The 18,678-nt window shown below is 38.4% G+C and carries 20 protein-coding genes, 1 tRNA gene and 1 riboswitch; of the genes, 14 read left to right on the top strand and 7 right to left on the bottom strand.

All coding sequences use genetic code 11. The annotated features are described in order from the left end of the window. Positions 1 to 638 precede the first annotated feature (638 nt). The 6 genes from BW961_RS24520 (at position 639) to BW961_RS24495 (ending at position 5,561) form a co-directional block, all read left to right on the top strand. Positions 639 to 714: transfer RNA gene (locus tag BW961_RS24520), tRNA-Ala, on the top strand. Positions 715 to 1,374: 660 nt separating this feature from the next. Further along, positions 1,375 to 2,202, top strand: a complete 828-nt coding sequence (locus BW961_RS24515) for a helix-turn-helix transcriptional regulator (RefSeq protein WP_068590890.1) — start codon at positions 1,375 to 1,377, stop codon at positions 2,200 to 2,202. A gap of 86 nt (positions 2,203 to 2,288) precedes the next feature. Then, the gene (locus BW961_RS24510) at positions 2,289 to 3,272 is read left to right on the top strand and encodes an ABC transporter substrate-binding protein (protein ID WP_068590888.1); all 984 of its coding nucleotides are present in this window, start codon (positions 2,289 to 2,291) and stop codon (positions 3,270 to 3,272) included. A gap of 26 nt (positions 3,273 to 3,298) precedes the next feature. Next, positions 3,299 to 3,661 carry a cupin domain-containing protein gene (locus tag BW961_RS24505; protein WP_068590944.1) on the top strand — a complete coding sequence of 121 codons (363 nt, stop codon included), beginning with the start codon at positions 3,299 to 3,301 and terminating at the stop codon, positions 3,659 to 3,661. A gap of 346 nt (positions 3,662 to 4,007) precedes the next feature. Then, the gene (locus BW961_RS24500; RefSeq protein WP_068590886.1) at positions 4,008 to 4,934 is read left to right on the top strand and encodes a helix-turn-helix transcriptional regulator; all 927 of its coding nucleotides are present in this window, start codon (positions 4,008 to 4,010) and stop codon (positions 4,932 to 4,934) included. 54 nt (positions 4,935 to 4,988) lie between these two features. Beyond that, complete coding sequence (locus tag BW961_RS24495; RefSeq protein ID WP_068590884.1) at positions 4,989 to 5,561, top strand: type 1 glutamine amidotransferase family protein; 573 nt, start codon at positions 4,989 to 4,991, stop codon at positions 5,559 to 5,561. Between the two features lie 89 nt (positions 5,562 to 5,650). Here BW961_RS24495 and nagA read toward each other — a convergent pair whose 3' ends face one another. The 4 genes from nagA to BW961_RS24475 form a co-directional block, all read right to left on the bottom strand. Then, positions 5,651 to 6,793: an N-acetylglucosamine-6-phosphate deacetylase gene (nagA, locus tag BW961_RS24490; protein WP_068590882.1), complete on the bottom strand. Its 1,143-nt coding sequence runs from the start codon at positions 6,791 to 6,793 to the stop codon at positions 5,651 to 5,653. Positions 6,794 to 6,819: 26 nt separating this feature from the next. After that, positions 6,820 to 7,605: a DeoR/GlpR family DNA-binding transcription regulator gene (locus BW961_RS24485; protein WP_068590881.1), complete on the bottom strand. Its 786-nt coding sequence runs from the start codon at positions 7,603 to 7,605 to the stop codon at positions 6,820 to 6,822. A gap of 204 nt (positions 7,606 to 7,809) precedes the next feature. After that, positions 7,810 to 8,721, bottom strand: a complete 912-nt coding sequence (locus BW961_RS24480; RefSeq protein WP_068590879.1) for a methyl-accepting chemotaxis protein — start codon at positions 8,719 to 8,721, stop codon at positions 7,810 to 7,812. 251 nt (positions 8,722 to 8,972) lie between these two features. Beyond that, positions 8,973 to 9,398: a MarR family winged helix-turn-helix transcriptional regulator gene (locus tag BW961_RS24475; RefSeq protein ID WP_170878607.1), complete on the bottom strand. Its 426-nt coding sequence runs from the start codon at positions 9,396 to 9,398 to the stop codon at positions 8,973 to 8,975. Between the two features lie 249 nt (positions 9,399 to 9,647). Between BW961_RS24475 and BW961_RS24470 the strand changes: the two genes are divergently transcribed. The 3 genes from BW961_RS24470 to BW961_RS24460 all read left to right on the top strand — a co-directional run bounded on the left by BW961_RS24470 (position 9,648) and on the right by BW961_RS24460 (position 12,885). Beyond that, positions 9,648 to 11,171, top strand: coding sequence for an MDR family MFS transporter (locus BW961_RS24470; RefSeq protein ID WP_068590874.1), 1,524 nt, complete (start codon positions 9,648 to 9,650; stop codon positions 11,169 to 11,171). A 242-nt stretch (positions 11,172 to 11,413) separates the two neighbouring features. Further along, positions 11,414 to 12,136: a purine-nucleoside phosphorylase gene (gene deoD / locus BW961_RS24465; protein WP_068590872.1), complete on the top strand. Its 723-nt coding sequence runs from the start codon at positions 11,414 to 11,416 to the stop codon at positions 12,134 to 12,136. A 137-nt stretch (positions 12,137 to 12,273) separates the two neighbouring features. Then, positions 12,274 to 12,410: riboswitch (cyclic di-AMP (ydaO/yuaA leader) on the top strand. Positions 12,411 to 12,414: 4 nt separating this feature from the next. Next, positions 12,415 to 12,885, top strand: a complete 471-nt coding sequence (locus tag BW961_RS24460; RefSeq protein WP_068590870.1) for a C40 family peptidase — start codon at positions 12,415 to 12,417, stop codon at positions 12,883 to 12,885. 62 nt (positions 12,886 to 12,947) lie between these two features. On the opposite strand, the gene BW961_RS24455 is transcribed toward BW961_RS24460, so the two are convergent. Both BW961_RS24455 and BW961_RS24450 read right to left on the bottom strand, forming a co-directional pair. Further along, a complete protein-coding gene (locus BW961_RS24455; protein WP_068590868.1) occupies positions 12,948 to 13,529 on the bottom strand; it encodes an SGNH/GDSL hydrolase family protein in 582 nt (193 codons plus the stop codon). Positions 13,530 to 13,562: 33 nt separating this feature from the next. Continuing rightward, on the bottom strand, positions 13,563 to 14,534 hold the full coding sequence (locus BW961_RS24450) for a YpdA family putative bacillithiol disulfide reductase (RefSeq protein WP_068590866.1): 972 nt from the start codon (positions 14,532 to 14,534) through the stop codon (positions 13,563 to 13,565). Positions 14,535 to 14,686: 152 nt separating this feature from the next. On the opposite strand from BW961_RS24450, the gene BW961_RS24445 reads away from it, so the two are divergent. From BW961_RS24445 to BW961_RS24430, 4 genes are all read left to right on the top strand, one after another. After that, on the top strand, positions 14,687 to 15,112 hold the full coding sequence (locus BW961_RS24445) for a DMT family transporter (protein ID WP_068590864.1): 426 nt from the start codon (positions 14,687 to 14,689) through the stop codon (positions 15,110 to 15,112). A 43-nt stretch (positions 15,113 to 15,155) separates the two neighbouring features. Next, positions 15,156 to 15,854 (top strand): Crp/Fnr family transcriptional regulator, encoded by a 699-nt coding sequence (locus tag BW961_RS24440; protein WP_068590862.1) that lies wholly within the window; start codon positions 15,156 to 15,158, stop codon positions 15,852 to 15,854. A 47-nt stretch (positions 15,855 to 15,901) separates the two neighbouring features. Further along, the gene (locus tag BW961_RS24435) at positions 15,902 to 16,360 is read left to right on the top strand and encodes a DMT family transporter (protein ID WP_068590860.1); all 459 of its coding nucleotides are present in this window, start codon (positions 15,902 to 15,904) and stop codon (positions 16,358 to 16,360) included. A 63-nt stretch (positions 16,361 to 16,423) separates the two neighbouring features. Further along, positions 16,424 to 17,149 (top strand): YjjG family noncanonical pyrimidine nucleotidase, encoded by a 726-nt coding sequence (locus BW961_RS24430; RefSeq protein WP_068590858.1) that lies wholly within the window; start codon positions 16,424 to 16,426, stop codon positions 17,147 to 17,149. Positions 17,150 to 17,256: 107 nt separating this feature from the next. Here the strand turns inward: BW961_RS24430 and BW961_RS24425 are convergent, their stop codons facing one another. Then, entirely contained in the window at positions 17,257 to 17,619 is a 363-nt protein-coding gene (locus BW961_RS24425; protein ID WP_068590856.1) for a winged helix-turn-helix transcriptional regulator, read from the bottom strand. A gap of 153 nt (positions 17,620 to 17,772) precedes the next feature. On the opposite strand from BW961_RS24425, the gene BW961_RS24420 reads away from it, so the two are divergent. After that, positions 17,773 to 18,615 (top strand): aldo/keto reductase, encoded by an 843-nt coding sequence (locus tag BW961_RS24420; RefSeq protein ID WP_068590854.1) that lies wholly within the window; start codon positions 17,773 to 17,775, stop codon positions 18,613 to 18,615. Positions 18,616 to 18,678 lie beyond the last annotated feature (63 nt).

The raw sequence follows: 18,678 nt of genomic DNA, 5'->3' as shown, positions 1-18,678 counted from the left end.
AATGAAATTTTAAGGAGACAAGCATATGTCACTTCTGAAATGTCTATGATATATGCAAGAAAAATTCAAAATGATAATTAGAAAAAGGGCTGATCATTTATTTGTTAAAGATCAGCTTTTTATTTTAATCTGATTAAAAGAGTGAAGATACTTAACGGTAATAGAAATAGATTCTTGACAACCGAATATAGAAGACCTTAATAGATAAAAAAAAGTATTCGCTGAGGTTATGAAACATTATTCAAAAAAATGAACACCGTATGAATATTTAGTTGTATATTGGATGTTTCTAGGGGGAAGCCAATTTAAAATATATCTCAAATGTATATTTAGAATTAGAGGTTTTACTAAGTGAACTGACATTTGAATTACAAAGTGAAGTTCTAAGCTTCGTTAGGTGTAGAAAACAATTAAAGTCTGCAACTTCGCACTTAAAGTTTACCACTGAGCCGAGCAATTTTCAGGTATCCCCCTGATTTTCGCTCGGCTTTTTTTTCGCTCTTTTCCCAGGCATCCATTAATACAAAGCTCCAAATCCCTTGATCTATCAGGATTTCACCTCAATCCTTACCCCTGCGTACGAGGTGGGTAAAACATAACCCTAAGAAAAGTTGAATACCTACAGTTAAAATTAGCACGGGGCCATAGCTAAGCTGGGATAGCGCTTCGCTGGCAGCGAAGAGGTCAGGGGTTCGAACCCCCTTGGCTCCACCATAAAAACAAAAAAAACGGTTGGGTTTCCAAGCATTTTTTTGTTTTTTATGGTGATTAAGAAATTCAGAAGGAAGTTTGTGGTCACACGTCGGTTCACAGTAGCTATTTATTATGTTTTTTGCAAATTATATGTCTGATCTAGGGTCTTCATTTTAATTAGATTGCTTTTATTATTCTGCAAATAGCAAATCGTCAAATTGTATCGCGGTTTCTTTATGGATGTTAGGTAAAACATAGAGGGCTAGATCGTTATTTCTATGCCGATACCCGACTGTTTGAACATTAGTCAGGTGCGACATTTTTATTGTACATATAGGTTGACAATGATAATCATTATTATTAATGTGAAAATAGGTGAGAATTCTCATGCCCACCTTTCCGCATTCCAGCGGCAGATTTTTAATTGATTCCGAGGTTACACAGCCCAGTTAAAAGAGAAAAATTGGACTATGGTGGCTAATTAGATGGTATACGTGAGGAGGGAGGAGAACTGAACTTAAAATCGGTTCTCGATGCCAATGCCTCCGAGCTATAGCACTATGATTGTATTTTGTTGGGCGCTTATACATAGAGGGATGGGGAGCTGCCGGGACTGAAAATTAATTATCGCCGAGTCAGCAGGATTACCGAACAAACTACTATTGAAATGAGGTATGCAATGTGAAAATCGACGTTAATCAGTTAGCAGAGCATTTTGCACACACTCCTTTTCAAGTAGAAGGAGTATATCGATATGCTAGAAATCCAGGTGTGCCTTACGCTGACTATACAGATTCTTTTCCTGGATTTGTGTTTCCACTTACAGGAAAGATACAATTTAAATTTAATGGCACGCCTTATATCTTTTCGCCAGGAAGAGTTGTGCATGGGGGTGCAGAAATGAAACTAGATCAAAAAATGTTTGGTAGAACCAATTGGGAATATATTCTTGTTTTATACCGGATATGTAACTCAGAACTAAAAGAGTCAAGCTTTTCTCATCAGCATTTTGAATTATCAACAGGTCAATCTCCTCGTCTTATCGAATTAATTATGCGTCTTTGGCATGTGTATAATCAGCGTGGAGGCATTTCGATGTTTCAGACTGAAATGCTGTTTCGCGAAGTACTGAATGAGACCTTATTATGTGTTGTTAATAGGGAAGATAGCTGTGAAACACATACTTTATTCGAACGGATATCTAATTATATTCATCAAAACTATTATCAAAGTCTTACAATAGCATCGCTTGCAGAACAAAATAACGTTAATCGAAATCGACTTTCTTATGTATTTAGAACACATGCAGGTATGGGACCAGCAGAATATTTATTGAAATATCGTATAAACATGGCGCAAGAAATGCTATTTACAAGTGATGCGCCTGTACAACAAATTGCGCAAACGGTTGGAATGGCTGACCCCTTTTATTTTAGTAGAGTGTTCAAGAAACAATGTGGCATTTCTCCTACTGAATATCGAGAGAAGTTCATCAATAATCCATGCTAATTTCAACATGCATCCATTCTAATCTAAAAATTACTTTACTATAATAATGGTTAACCAAAGAAACCATTATGTTGGAGGAATTTCGTATGCAAAATATTAAAGGAGTGCTAGTCTCAATGCTATTATTAGCAGGCATACTAGCAGGTTGTAATGAAGCACCTGCTGAAAATAAAGGATCAACTACTGAAGGCGCTTCTACATCAGCAGTTAATGTAGATGCAACTGATTGGCCAAGAACATTTAAGGATGCCTTAGGTAAAGAAATTGTTATCGAGAAAAAACCAGAAAAAATAGCCTCGCTATGGTATTTTTATCCTGAAATATTAGTTGCATTAGGTGAGCCACCTGCTGCTTCTACTGAAAAAGAGTATCTATCTTCTTTATCTTATTTAAAAGGAAAGCTGGATTCAGCTGAAGAATTAGGAAATAAAGTGTCTCCTAGTATTGAAAAAATTCTATCTATTAAGCCGGATTATATTTTAGCAACAGAGCATCATGAAGCAGTGTATGATTCACTAGATAAAATTGCACCAGTCATTACGTTGAAATACAAGGACATCTATGAAGATTGGCAATATGGACTCCGTACAGTAGCCAAGATTATTGGAAAAGAAGACGAAGCGGAAAAAGTAATTGATAAAATGATGAAAGAAATCACAACTGGGCGTGAAGCATTAAAGTCGATGGAAGGAGAGACAGTAGCGCTTATATTGTCTTGGGATGGAAAAACTTTTAATGTACTAGGTGAAGGAAATCCGGTCTATAAACTTGCGTTTGATAAAGAAAAGGGACTGGGGCTTACACCAGATGATACATATACAGGTAAAAATAATGAATTTACTACGTTTGAAGGAATGTCAACTGTTCAAGCAGACCATATTTTCCTTATAGGTGACATTACAAAAAAGGAGGAATTAATGAATAACTTAAAACAAAGTAATGTGTGGAATGCTATGAATGCCGTAAAGAAAGGCAATGTCTATTTAATGGATAATTCCGCTATTACTGGTGGCCCATTAGCTATCGAATACGCTTTACAAAATATATTATCCGCCTTGCGTAAGCTCTAAAAATTCGAGAAAAAGGAGTGATTACTATCCATTACCAAGCTATTAATCTGAATGAGAAGCTATCTAAATTTAACAATCTTTGGTCTCCGAAAGTCATTGGTGAAATGAATAACTATCAATTTAAACTCATTAAGATTGCTGGGGATTTTGAATGGCACAGTCATCAAGATACCGATAAGGTATTTATCACGCTCGAAGGGGAGATGATCATTGATTTCCGTGATGGTCAGGTTAAAATCTCCAAGGGTGAGATGTTTATTCTCCCGAAGGGAATCGAGATGAAGCCTTCCTCCGAAAAGGAATGCCATATCATGTTGGTGGAGCCTAGAAGCGTAAATAATGACGGTACTGAGTCCGAATTAACTGCAGCTAATGATACTTGGATCTAGTGTTTGTTACTAGTACTCTCTCAACTTTAAATGCAAGAGGGGAAGTCAGAAGAAAGAATTGAAAAGAGGAAAAATCAGGAATAATATTGTAAATAGAGGATGGTTAGTTCATTATATGGGCTAATCTCCTCTATTTTTTGTTTAATAGAAATATTAACTATGGCTTTAAAACTTTGTAGATTAATTCGCGACAAAAAAACGTGGAAAACCTGAGGTGTCCACGTGTATAGCACTCTATTATCAAACTTTTTTCCAAACCAATACGAAATCATTGCTGTATACTTTATATATCATTACAATCGCTTATTTAGTTGATATATATACTAAGAACAGAACGAGGGATATTATGAAGTTTGACCGCATGTTAAGTATTTTAAATATACTATTGAACAATGAGAAGATAACCGCTAAGGAGCTAGCCGAAAAACTAGAAGTTTCTAAACGTACTATTTTTAGAGATATTGAAACTTTAAACATGGCAGGAATACCGATAGTTACATACCCGGGGATAGGTGGGGGCATAGGAATATTAGAAGGTTACAAATTAGATAAAAGCATTCTGTCAACGGATGACATGCAAAATATTGTGATGGGATTAAAAGTACTGCAAAGTTTTGAAAATAAAGATATCATCGAACGATTGATTACAAGAATATCCCCTAACAATGAAGATATTGCGCGGATGGAAAGCAATGTAGTTATTGATTTATCGACGTGGTATTCAGATGGATATACGCAAACCATGATGGATGATTTTAAAAAAGCCATCTTGAGAAACAATCGAATCCGTATAGAATACCATTCGAAAAATAAATATAGCAAACGCACAATTGAACCCTATAAACTTATCTTTAAATATACCGACTGGTATTTGTATGCCTTTTGCACAGAGCAACACGATTTTAGATTGTTTAAAATCAATAGAATTTCATCGTATAAATATTTAAAAGAAATATTTACGCCTATGCCGACAAAAGATATTTCTATGGATTTTAGTGTTAAAGAAAATGATTTGGGAGAAACAAAGGATTATCCATTGCAAGAAATAGTATTGGAATACAAAGCGGTACATAAAAATTTATTAATGGATAAGATAGGAGCGAGAAATTTTACGGAGGATGGTAATTATATTATTTTCTATTCTTCTAATACGAATTGGGCGGTTGATTTAATTATTAGTTTGCAGGATAAGGTCAAAGTTATAAAACCACAATCCATCGTAACAGAGGTTACAGATAGAATAAATAAAATGCAAGAGCAATACAAAAGATGACACCTCGTTGTCATCTTTTGTTGTATATAATCAAATTAAAAGGAGTGTTACGATATGAAAAAGGAAGTATTGATTTTTATTTCTAATGGATACGCTGATTGGGAAGCGGGATATATATGTGCCGAACTAAATAAGCCAGAAAGCGGATGCAAAGTAAGCACAGTTTCTTTAACTAGCGACAATGTAAAATCTATGGGCGGCTTTACTGTTATTCCTGACTATAATATAGACAGCATACCCTCACAGTTTGAAATGTTAATTTTGATCGGGGGTACAACTTGGACAGATAATTCAGCGATTACTCCACTTATTGAAAAATGTATACAGGATAGGGTACCCATAGCTGCTATATGTGACGCTACAACCTTTTTGGCAGAACATAGCTATTTAGACAACATTCCTCACACCGGAAACTCATTGGATTATTTAAAGAAATTTGCTCCTAATTATAAAGGGGACACAAATTTTATAGAAAAACAGACAGTTTCTAGTGACTATATCATTACGGCTAATGGTACGGCTTCTTTAGAATTTGCAAGGGAAATTATGAAGAAGTTAGATATTTCGCCAATAGAAACAATTGATGGGTGGTATAACTTTTTTAAAAATGGTTTTTATCAAGAATAAGTAAGAAAATAACCGCGTACATCGCGGTTATTTGTATTTCATAGGGACATATTCTTATCATTATATAATGCCAAGAATATACTCCTCACTCATAGAATCTGACCGCCCACCATCGTCCATAGAACTTGAAATTCTTCATCCAAGAGGACAAGGTCGGCATCGAAACCTGATGAAATTTCGCCCTTTTGTTGAAGCCCAAGAATTGTGGCTGGGGTAGTTGAAGCCATTTGTACGGCATCGATCAAAGAAATTCCGGTTTCGATAGTATAACGTAAGGCTTCATTCATGGTAACTGTACTGGAGGCTAATGTTCCATCCTCTAGCCTCGCAATGCCACTCTCTACCGTAACATGATGGCCTCCAAATATATAATTCCCATCACCCATACCCATGGCTTGTAAAGCGTCTGTGATTAAGACCATTCCTTCTGGTCCTTTCAAGCTATGCATCAATCGAATGATAGCAGGATGTAGATGGACATTATCCACAATAGCTTGAAGACTCACATGTTTCTCTTCGAAAGCTGCCACGATAAGCCCGGGATCTCGATGATGAATCGGACGCATGCCATTAAAACAATGGGTAACATGACTAGCACCTGCTGAAAAGGCTTGTTTGGCTTCTTCATATGTGGCATCAGAGTGAGCAATGGCAATAATGACTCCTTGTTCTTTCAAAAAGGAAATCAACTCCATGCCTCCCGGTAATTCAGGTGCTATAGTAACCATCTTAATGAGGGAACCTGCTTCCTCAAAAATCATCTTCATTTCTTCTAAGTCAGGATGCCGTAAATACTTTTCATTCTGCATTCCTTTTCGCTTCGGGTTCAGATAAGGGCCCTCTAAGTGAATTCCTGCAATCTTTGCTCCTGCTTCATGTCCTTTTACAAGCTTAACACTACGAATCATTTCTAGAAGGTCCTCTATCGTGGAACTAACTGAGGTAGCCAGAAATGAAGTGCACCCCGTTGAAGCACATACACGTGAGACTTCTTGAATACTCTCTTCCTTACCGTCCATCATGTTAAAACCATTGGCACCGTGGATATGAACATCTATCATGCCTGGTACTAACAAATGCCCTCTACCATCAATCAGTTCATGTTCTCCCTCTAGAATAGGAAGATCACCTGTATCTATCCTCATAATTTTCCCTTCAGAAATCCACACATTGGCTGATGGAATAATACTGTTTCGAAGTACCATTTGTACATCATGTAAGATATAATTCATAAAAATCCTCCTCTTTTCTATGGGTATCAATTTTGCTCTCGAACCTCTTGATGTTCTTCCTGACACTCAATAACAGTGATGTTCTTCTGATCCAGAACTTCTCTTATTTCAACCGGGAGTTCCCGATTTGTAATTACAACGTCAACGAAATCAAAGTCTAATCGATGAATAGATTTACCAGTAAATTTGGTGTGATCGGCCACTACGATAACCTGATCAGATCTTCGGGCCATTTCTTTCTTGACCCGGGCATCTTCTTCATATGGATAGTAGAGCCCATCAGAACGGATCGCCGATGCTCCAATAAAGGCTTTATCAGCACGAATCTCACTAAGTTTATCGATAATGGAAGAACCATATAAGAAACGGTGCTTTACATTCAAGTAACCACCGAGAATGTATATTTGAAGATCATCTCGATTTGATAAAATACCTACGTTGTCAATGGAGTGCGTGACAACCGTAATATTGTTAGCGGTAATTTGTTCTGCGACAAATTGAACTGTGGTTGATACGTCTAAAATGACAGTCTCATGGTCTTGGATAAGTTGTGCCCCAAATTTCCCTATTCTTTTCTTGCTCTCGGATTCATCAATCAATCGATCCTGATAAGATAACATTTCTTTCTGTAACTCAGGTAACGATAGACCTCCATGAGTTCTAATAACAACGCCTTCTTGTACCAATCTGACAATATCCCGTCTGGCAGTATCCCTTGATACTTCAAATTGCGTACAAATATCTATAACACTCATCGATTGATGTTTTTTCAAGTATTCGAGTATTTTTAACAATCGTTCCTCTTGATACATAATATACACCTCCATGTAAGTAATTATAATCATATATTTAAGTACTTACAAGTAATTTTAATAATATTTAAGTTTATGTAAGTGATATTTCTAGTGGTTCAAGAAGGAGATATATTTCTCGAATTGGCATAGCAGGTGAATGAATAGAAAAAAACCGCCAATATATAAGGCGGTTAAGGAAGCTGCTCCCGTAGGCATATGTTACTACATTTGGCTCAGAGTCTTAGCCTGAGCATCTAGCTTGCCAGCGGCTTCACTTATACCCGCGAATTCACTGACTGCTTGTTGTATTTGATGTTGACTATCGATAATTGTCTGTTGGGAGGTTTTTGTTCCGCCGCTGACTCTACCAACATGTTCAGAAATTTCCTCAACAGTGGAATGAATCTCTTGTGCCGATTCCTGAACGTGTTTCGCAAGTTTACGGACTTCAGTGGCTACAACATTAAAGCCACGTCCATGCTCCCCAGCGTGTGCCGCCTCAATAGCCGCGTTCAATGCGAGTAGGTTCGCTTGCGAGGCGAAATCCCGAATCGTTTTGACAATGCGTTGAATGGCTATACTTTGCTGTTCCAAGTTGTGAAGATGGTTCAAGTTGATCTCATTGTCGTTCATCATACGCTCAATGGCCATAGCCACTTGTTGATTACGTTTAATACCTTCTTCTGTACGCTTGAGTAAATCCTCTGCCAACTCTTTTAATTCAGTAGTTAATTGGGTTGTGGCAACTTCTCGTGCTGTTATGTTTGTCGCTACTTTAAGAACGGCCACTACCTGTTCAGTTTCATTGTATATTGGCATATACGTGGCCTCAAGCCAAAGAGTACGGCCATCCTTTGTCACACGAACGATTTTCTCCTGAAATTTCTTACCTTTTCTTAAGTTATCCCACAGTGTCTTATATTCCGAACTATTAACAAAGTCTGGCGTACAAAATTGCTGATGGTGTATTCCTGGCAACTCGGACATTTGATAGCCCATCGCCTGAGCAAAATTCTCATTCGCCCACAACACGTCTCCTTGTGTATTAAACTCAATCATAGCCAGTGATTGCTCTAATGCAACCATGACCGCACTTTCATCAAGAACTTGCGTAGACAACTTCGTTAATAACATGAGTCACTCCCTTTATAGTGGAAAACAAATTTTCGAGAAATATCATTTATATTCATTGGTTTATGTTAGTGTACGGGACAAATATACTAATATTTAACATGGGAGATTATACAATAAATAAGTATCGGAGTATAGAGGCAATATTCGACAAGGGTAGTGATGATACTTGATACCTATATTTTATTGATATGGAGATGAAAAAGGACGATACTCCGAAGTCTTCAACTAACCGGAATAACGTCCTTTTTGATTTACTTTCGTGTCTTAGTGCTGAGATGCTCAATCTGTTCTTCTAGGACGGTGCTTGCTTTGCCTAAAAACTGTGTAATGAGCTCAAGTTCTTCAACCGTATAGGATGAAGCTAGTTTAAGCATCGCAGAGTGAAGAGGGTGGTACGTATTGCTGACTTCTTCTTTATTTTCATATAAAGGGACAATAATGACTTTACGACGGTCATTTGGGTCATTTTCCCTGCGAACAAAACCATTTTTTTCGAGACGATCTATTAAAGCAGTAACACTTCCTGTAGCAAGACCGGTTAGTTTGGATAGCTCTCCGGCTGTGATGGGACCCTTTTCGTGCAGGATATCTACCGATAAATAATCATTATTGTATAACCCAAGAGAGGCAGCTACATTTTGCTGGTATACGACGGTTCTGGTTCCCAGGCCTCGCATGCCCAAGGTGAAATTTTCCTGCAAATCGGTTGGTTGATCTTGTTGATTGCTTGACAAAAGAAAACACTCCTTTTAAAATATAAGTATCTCGACAATCAAGATACTTTATATACAAGACACTTGATTTGCGTACGATTAATTAAATTTATTGTATCGGAATCATGACTTATTTGCAAAGCAATAGAGTATACATTTTGGTTGGTCTTGTTGTGGTAGAAGCTGAGGAACAAGTGGAGGGAATAATTGAAGATGGAAAAGAAAAATAAAGTAGGCGTCATCATTGGGGCGCTATTACTAGCCACGCTTATGGCCTCGATGGATAACACCATATTAGCAACAGCTATGGGAACCATCCTTGGGGACTTAGGGGGCTTAGACAAATTAATGTGGGTGACCTCTGCATATATGATTGCAGAGATGGCCGGTATGCCGATTTTCGGTAAATTATCGGATATGTATGGTCGCAAACGTTTCTTTATCTTCGGTCTTATTACATTTATGATCGGTTCTGCCTTATGCGGTACGGCGGAATCTATCGTGCAGTTAAGTATTTATCGTGCAATACAGGGAATTGGCGGAGGAGCTCTCGTGCCGATCGCATTCACGATCATGTTCGATGTGGTTGCTCCGGACAAACGAGGTAAGATAGGTGGATTGTTCGGTGCTGCCTATGGTATTTCCAGTATCTTTGGGCCTCTGATTGGCGCGTATATCGCGGACTATCTTCATTGGTCTTGGATTTTCTACATCAATTTGCCTATCGGTATTATTGCATTCGTAATGATTGCTATTTTTTACAAAGAGTCTGTCGAGCATTCCAAGCAAAAAATCGATTACATGGGTGCTTTCACACTTGTAGCTTCCATTCTTTGTCTAATGTTCGCGCTTGAGCTTGGTGGTAAGAAATATGCTTGGGACTCCATGATGATTATGGGTCTGTTCGTAGCTTTCGTTGTGCTTATTGTTAGTTTTGTATTTATCGAGCGTCGGGCAGAAGAACCAATCATCACCTTCGGGATGTTCAGAAATCGCCTCTATTCCACAAGTAATATCATGGCTATATTTAGCGGTGCAGCGTTTATCACTGCCTCTGTTTATATTCCAATCTACATTCAAGGTGTATTAGGTGGATCGGCAACGAATTCAGGGCTTGTATTACTTCCAATGATGGTGGGATCTGTGATCACTGCTGCAGCCGGAGGGATCTTGCTGTCTAAGTTTAGTTATCGCTCGATTATGATATCGACGTTATCGCTACTTGCTATCGGTGTTGTTCTACTCACGACGCTTACGACAGATACATCGCGCTTCGTGGTCACAATCTTAATGTTTCTCGTTGGTCTTGGAATAGGAGCATCGTTCTCTGTATTAAGTAATGCAGCGATTCATGGGTTCACAGCAAGACAGCGGGGATCTGCAAGCTCGACACTTAGTTTCACGCGGGAGCTTGGAATGACGCTTGGGATTACGGTATTCGGTATTATTCAAAGTCATGTGTTTACGAATAAATTAGCTTCTATGTTCGCCAGTGGAGGAGAAGCACCGCAAGGTGTCGATTTAAGTGATCCGAGTGCAATCTTGACCCCAGAGACTCGGGCAAATATTCCTACTCAGGTACTTGATTCGATTACAGAGGCACTATCTTCGTCCATCGTTCATACGTTTGCTTGGGCTATTATCCCTTCTGTTATCGCACTTGTGGCAGCATTCTTTATGAGCAAAGAAAAGTTCGATCCAGCAAGCGAACTTGAAGAATATACGGCTGCACATTAACAAATCCATAGAGGAATGTAAGAGTCATGTTTGCCTCATAATGTTCGATTGAAACACATACGTTCGATGTAATGCTGACAGGAGATCAGGATCTTATCTGATTTTCTGTCGGTTTTTTCACGTTGCTATACATACTATAAATGTTCTGCAAGCGATCTAAAATAAAATATTGAATGTATATTTGAATTCAGGGGCGGTATAGTAATATAATATTCTAGTAACAACCATAGGAGGTATAAATGATGTCAACACCACACAATACAGCACTAAATGGAGAAATCGCTAAAACCGTATTAATGCCAGGAGATCCTTTACGAGCAAAATACATCGCAGAAACCTATTTAGAGAATCCAACGCAATTCAACACGGTACGAAATATGTTTGGATATACAGGGACTTATAAAGGTGTAGAAGTGTCAGTGATGGGTTCTGGCATGGGAATGCCAAGTATCGGTATTTATTCTTACGAATTATACAACAGTTACGGTGTAGAGAATATCATTCGTATCGGTAGTGCAGGAGCTTATACAGATAAATTGAATTTATTTGATTTGGTACTTGCAGATAGTGCATGGAGTGAATCTACATATGCTTACGTACAAAGCGGCGTAGAAGGAAATGTACAACTACCAAGTCAGTCTTTAAATGAGGCAATTGAAGCAGCTGCTAAGAGTATCAACAAACCACTCATGACGGCAAGAATTCATTCAAGTGATGTATTCTATCATGAAGACAATGTGCCTGGTCACAATGACTTTTACAATGAACATGATTGTGTTTGTGTAGAGATGGAAAGTTATGCTTTGTTCCATAATGCGAAAGTATTAGGTAAACAAGCAGCTTGTATTCTTACGATCTCAGATTCATTAGTAACACATGCTGTAACAACAGCTGAAGAAAGACAAAATTCTTTCAACAGCATGATGGAAGTGGCTTTAGAAGCAGCTATTTCTATTGCTAAGTAAATTCTGATCATATTCTTACAGGGTTTATCGAACCGAGCCATTTCAATTCTGAAATGGCTCGGTTTTTCTTTTACAATATAACAAAAGAGATTGACAAGGTGATTCTAAATATAATAGAGTATAAATAGTTACAAAATATTAACTAATTGCCGAATTTCTTTTTATTTTGAAAACGGGGGAACCATTCCGGGTGAATTATTCTTGAAAGCAAGAGAATATAGGGAACCTTTTACCGAATCCTCAGCTAACTCCGTAGGCATCGAAAGGAAGACGACATTCTGAAGAAATTCATCATATCGCTACTAGGAGCTGCAGTATTATTCACAACCGCCGCACCCAGTACTTTTGCAGCAAGTGAGGCTAGAATTGAAAGTGAAGTGAATCAGGTAGTGGGAACGCCGTACTTATGGGGTGGAACCACAGCTTCAGGATTTGATTGTTCCGGATTCATCTTGTACATCATGGGTAAGTTTAACGTTGATAATCTCCCACGGACATCAGAGACTCAAGCCAAAGAGGGAATAGCAGTTGCTAAAGAGGATCTGCAATTAGGTGATTTGGTATTTTTTAATACCATTAGTAATAAAATCTCCCATGCAGGAATCTATCTAGGTGACGATCAATTCGCGCATTCCTCCAGCAGTAAGGGAGTAAGAATAAGTAAGTTGTCGGAATCTTACTATAAAGATCGTTATGTTACCGCTCGACGAGTGGTAGATGAGAAAAGTTATCTTAAAATGATTGAATAATACATATCGAAAAAAGGACAAACCTGTTATTCATATAACGGGCTAGTCCTTTTTTTTGTTCATCATGTTACAGATACATGATTAAAGATCGTCTCAGCAATTACCCGGTATCCTCTTGAATTGGGGTGAATCAAATCCTTAGACCATAAGGTATTGTCTTTAGCCATAGGGTGATTCCAACAATCAATATGATATAACTTGTATTCGTTACTAAGTGATTGTATGATTTCATTTGCTTCTATTAATTGTGCCTTTACTACGTGTTGTTGTTCAACAGGCAAAGGCAATCGAACTGTAAAGTCCGGAAGATTAGCTATGATAATGTCGGCACCTGACTTATGTAAACGATTGATCATAAGTTCCATATCGGTCTTGTATTCATCGCGATTCCAACGGCCTTTTAATATATCGTTAGCGCCTGCGATTAGACTGACCAAGTCGGGCTGCAATGCTAAAGCTTGTTCTAATTGCTTCAAGCGAACCTCGTGGGTTACCAATCCTCGTTTAGCTAGGTTGGTATATTGTAACTCTGGCGTATGCAGGTGAGCGAAGCGATCGACCCAACTTTTTAACTCTGCACCCTCAACTGTATCGCCAATCCCTTCTGTGAAACTATCTCCTAGTGCTACAAAATGCTTCCACATATCAGACACCCCTTTTTTGAATCTACACTCATTCTATACTAGGCGTCGTTCGATTTCTTCTGTGATTTTCAATCCGTGGAATCTTCCATCCTCAATATAAACACGATTAGTAGTACCCCCTGTTACGACACCTGCAAGAAAGACGTTATCAACGTTTGTTTCATAAGTACTTGGATTAAAGGTAGGCACTAATGTTGAAGGATCTACTTCGATCCCAATACTTTGAAGCATCGTTGTATTTGGTTGATATCCAATCAGGGAAAAGAGATAGTCATTGGGAATGGAGACTAATCCTTCAGGTGTATGTATACTAATGGATCTATCATGGATCTCTTTAACACTAGAATTGGGATAAAATTTAATTTTTTCTTTTTGGATGAAATTACGGATATCTAGAAGTAAAGATGGTTTGATTCCTTCGTAAGGATTATCTCCCCGATGGATAAGAGAAACGTGAGCCCCGTTACGGTAAAGGTCGATCGCTGCTTCGATAGCAGAATTCTTACCTCCTACTACGGCTACTTCTTGTCCATGATAGGAATGTCCTTCTTTGTAATAATGCATCACTTTGGACATGGATTCCCCTGCAACGCCGATCCTTTTCGGGTGATCAAATATCCCAGTAGCCATAATGATCATCCGGGCTTGATAGACAATCTCTGATCCTATTCGGTCTTCGGCATGTACGGTAAAGGAGTCCGTTTCTTTCGAAATACGATTAACTTTATGATAACATTTGATATTAATGGATTGTCGTTCGGTAACAAGGCGATAATACTTTAATAGTTCAGAACGTGTCGGTCGTGCTTCTTGAGATAAGAAGGGGATATTACCGATTTCTAGACGGTCTGAAGTACTATAGAAGCGCATATCTAACGGACAATTGACAATTGAATTCACAATCGCTTCTTTTTCAATAATGATATAACGAATCCCCTTTTCTTGAAGTGCAAGTCCAGTGCTTAAGCCACAGGGTCCTCCACCGATAATGACAACATCATACATTGTTTGACACTCCCTTATGTAGTTTCCATTTTTGATTAGTATTTTGTATCATGCCCAGATCATATCACAATATGATTGAGGACATATGTCCTTCCCAAAATACACGAATATCTATTTAATGAAGTAAAGAAATTGATTTGGGGAGAGAGACGATGAGAGGGATTATATTTGCGTTATTTGGAGGCGCCTTTATTACACTTCAAGGTGTAGTGAATGCTCGAATTAGTCAAGATATTGGGACATGGCAAGCGGCGACGATAACCCAGTTCACAGGATTCATGGCTGCCTTGGTTATCCTGATGTTTGTCCGAGACGGGAAGTGGCAGGGATTTAAGCAAGTGAACCCATTATATTTGATGGGCGGAGCCTTTGCGGCAATTATTATTTTTAGTGATGTCACTGCGATTGGGCACATCGGGGTTACGCTTACGATATCTGCGCTATTGATTGCTCAACTGGGTCTGACCTTTATCATTGATATTAAGGGATGGTTCGGGGTAAAGAAGCAGAAAATGAGAATACCACAGTTCATTGGCATCGGGATGATGATCGCTGGTGTGGTGATACTAGGGTTTTAATATTTTTTAAGTTAGCGGCTAAGGACGGAAGGTGAATACAGTTATGAAAGAAATTAAAGATCGTACGCAACTAGATAATTATTTGCATGCTCATCACATAGAGTCCGTATTTAATGAGTCATTATTGCCCTATTTATCGTTGTATAGCTATGATCAAGGGGAACTGATCTGTTCCCAAGGAGAACCCTCGGAGGTCCTGTATGTCATTGTGAAGGGGAAAGTTAAAATCTATACGACTTCGGCTGAGGGCAAGACACTTATTCTTTCATTTAAGAAACCGCTTGAAATAATCGGGGATATTGAATACGTGCAGGAAATTAACATTATCAATACGGTTGAGGCAGTATCGTCAGTCCATATGATCTGTATTGATTATCGTTGGTTAAGAAAATACGGAAGCGATCATGCGCCATTACTACAATTTCTACTGAATATCATTACACGGAAGTTTCATCTTAAAAATAATGCCATGAGCTTCAACTTGATGCACTCAGTGGAAGTCCGACTGGCAAGTTATCTATTGTCTGTCTCATTCAATGGATCGGAATCTCTCAATCAAGGGCAACAAAGTATCGTCAATATAAGGGATGCAGCGAACTTCATTGGGACCAGTTATAGACATCTGAATCGGGTCATCCTACAGTTCTGCACAGAAGGCCTAATTGAGCGGGATAAAGGGTTTATTTATGTTAAAGACAAGGAAGGTTTAAGTAGACTTTCAAGTCACAATATCTATGAGTAAACGTAAGATTTCATTAGAATAAATCAGCACATGGGAGACTAAAAGTTATGATGCTAGGACTCGTATTGGCGGTTATCGCAGGTGCATTGGTCAGTCTGCAAAATATTTTTAATAGTAAGGTGAATGAACGTGCGGGGTCTTGGGCGACAACGACATTAGTATTAGGAATGGGATTCCTGGCTTCATTAACGTTCGGTCTAATTTTTGAAGGGAAAGATATGTTTAACTTGCACAATATGCAGCCATGGTACTGGTTCTGCGGACTGATTGGCGTTGGTGTCGTTATCTGTATGGTGCAGGGGATGAAGCTGCTGAGTCCGACGTATGCCATCGCTATCGTTCTAACCTCACAGCTTGGGTTTGCTTTATTGTGGGACTCACTAGGATGGTTGGGTCTGGAGAAGGTTCCGTTTACATTTAGCAAGTTGATAGGTGTATTGGTTATCGTAGGTGGTATCTATGTATTTAAATTAGGCGGTGCACGTGAGAAACAGGAGAGCGTCTAAGTTGACTTAGAATGATTTCGCGCATCATACTGAATAATAAAAGCAGGGATTGGAGCGATCATATTGAAGAAATATCGAACGTTATTATTTGATGTAGATGATACGCTGTTAGATTTCGGTGAAGCTGAGAGATTAGCGTTGCGTTTACTTTTTGAGGATCAAGAAATGCCCTTAACCAGTGAATTAGAAGCACATTATAAAAGAATAAATCATGGTCTATGGAGGTCTTTTGAAGAAGGGAAACTGGATCGTGATGAGGTAGTAAATACGCGATTTTCAATTCTTTTTAAGGAATACGGTCAAGAGGTTGATGGGGCCTTATTGGAAAATAAATATCGTAGCTACTTAGAAGAGGGACATCAGCTTCTTCATGGGGCGTTTGAATTGATAACAGATCTACAACATCAATATGACTTATATATTGTTACGAATGGTGTTTCGAAGACTCAGGATAGACGCTTACGTGATTCAGGATTACACCCGCTATTTAAGGATATCTTTGTGTCAGAAGATACGGGATTCCAAAAGCCTATGAAAGAATACTTCGATTATGTCTTTGCACGAATTCCTAATTTCACTGTGGACAAGGGATTGATTATTGGAGACTCCTTAAGCGCAGATATTAAAGGTGGACAGCTAGCGGGACTAGATACATGTTGGTTCAACCCTGACATGTTACCCAATAATACTGGGATTGTACCTACTTATGAAATACAACATCTTGATGAGCTGTATGAGATTTTGAATGTAGAGAAAGATTCTGTAGGTGTGAGTTCGTGTTTGTCGTGAATTTTGCAGTCTCGTTAAAGTATCTCCGTTTACTATAGTAAGCATAATAATAGAGCAGAAATGGCATCCTACATGAGGTGCTATTCCTGCTCTATTATGTTGTTTATTTATTTATTTAAAATACTGTCTTCTAGAACAGCGAACTTATCACCGTATTCTTTAATGATGTGCTGTTCACCCCAATTACATAACGAATTCAAAATACTTTCCAGACTCGTTCCATATTCACTAAGTTCATATTCCACTTTTGGAGGGACTTGATTATAAATAATCCGATTAATGATTCCATCAGCTTCTAACTCCCGTAGTTGCTGTGTTAACATTTTTTGTGTAATCCCAGGCATTAACTTTTTCAGCTCCGAAGTTCGTTTTTTTCCATGGGTTAAATGACACAGAATCACACATTTCCATTTCCCACCGATGACCTCAAGGGTTGCTTCAACTGAAATGTTATATTTTTTCTTGATCATGATGACCCTCCGATTTAGATGTTATAGGTACTTTAAAGTACCTATATTACTTTTAAGTACGTACTATTCTTTTTATTCGATTTCATCTATCATAACACTTGTAGGCATTGATGACCATAACTTAAATACGGATTAGATGGAGGGAAAAATATAATGGTAAAGAACTTACAAGATACAACAACGTTGCATAATGGTGTGAAAATGCCTTGGTTTGGATTAGGTGTATTTCTAGTGGAGGAAGGTCCTGAGCTTGAGAATGCTGTGAAAACAGCGATCATGAATGGCTACCGCAGTATTGATACGGCTGCTATTTATGGAAATGAAGAAGGTGTTGGTCGAGGAATTCGCCAAGGGATGGAAGAAGCGGGTATTTCTAGAGAAGAACTATTCATCACATCGAAGGTATGGAATGCTGATCTAGGTTATGAATCAACTTTAGCGGCTTATGAGACGAGCTTAAGTAAATTGGGATTGGAATATTTGGATCTGTATCTGATTCACTGGCCTGTAGCGGGTAAGTTCAAGGATGCTTGGAGAGCTCTAGAGACACTTTATAAAGATGGGCGCGTAAAAGCGATCGGTGTAAGTAATTTCCTTATTCATCAACTTGAAGAGCTAATGAAAGATGCGGAGATTAAGCCAATGGTGGATCAGATGGAACATCATCCACGTTTGACTCAAAAGGAACTTCAAGCATTTTGTAAGGAAAATGGTATTCAATTCGAAGCATGGTCTCCATTAATGCAAGGTCAGTTATTAGATAATGCGGACTTAAAAGAAATTGGTGATAAATACGGGAAATCCATTGCCCAAGTGATCTTGCGCTGGAACTTACAAAATGGCGTTGTAACGATACCGAAATCAACGAAAGAACATCGCATCATTGAAAATGCATCTATTTTTGATTTTGAGTTGACTACAGAAGATATGGAACGAATCGATGGATTGAATCAGAATCTCCGAGTGGGTCCAGACCCAGATAATTTCGATTTCTAATCATCTGACAACTTGACATATAAGCAGAACAATCCCTTTTATTTCTTTGAGAATAAAGGGGAT

The organism is Paenibacillus macquariensis, from assembly GCF_900156375.1.
Classification (GTDB): Bacteria; Bacillota; Bacilli; order Paenibacillales; family Paenibacillaceae; genus Paenibacillus_AQ; species Paenibacillus_AQ macquariensis.
This window is presented reverse-complemented; position numbering and strand designations above follow the sequence as displayed.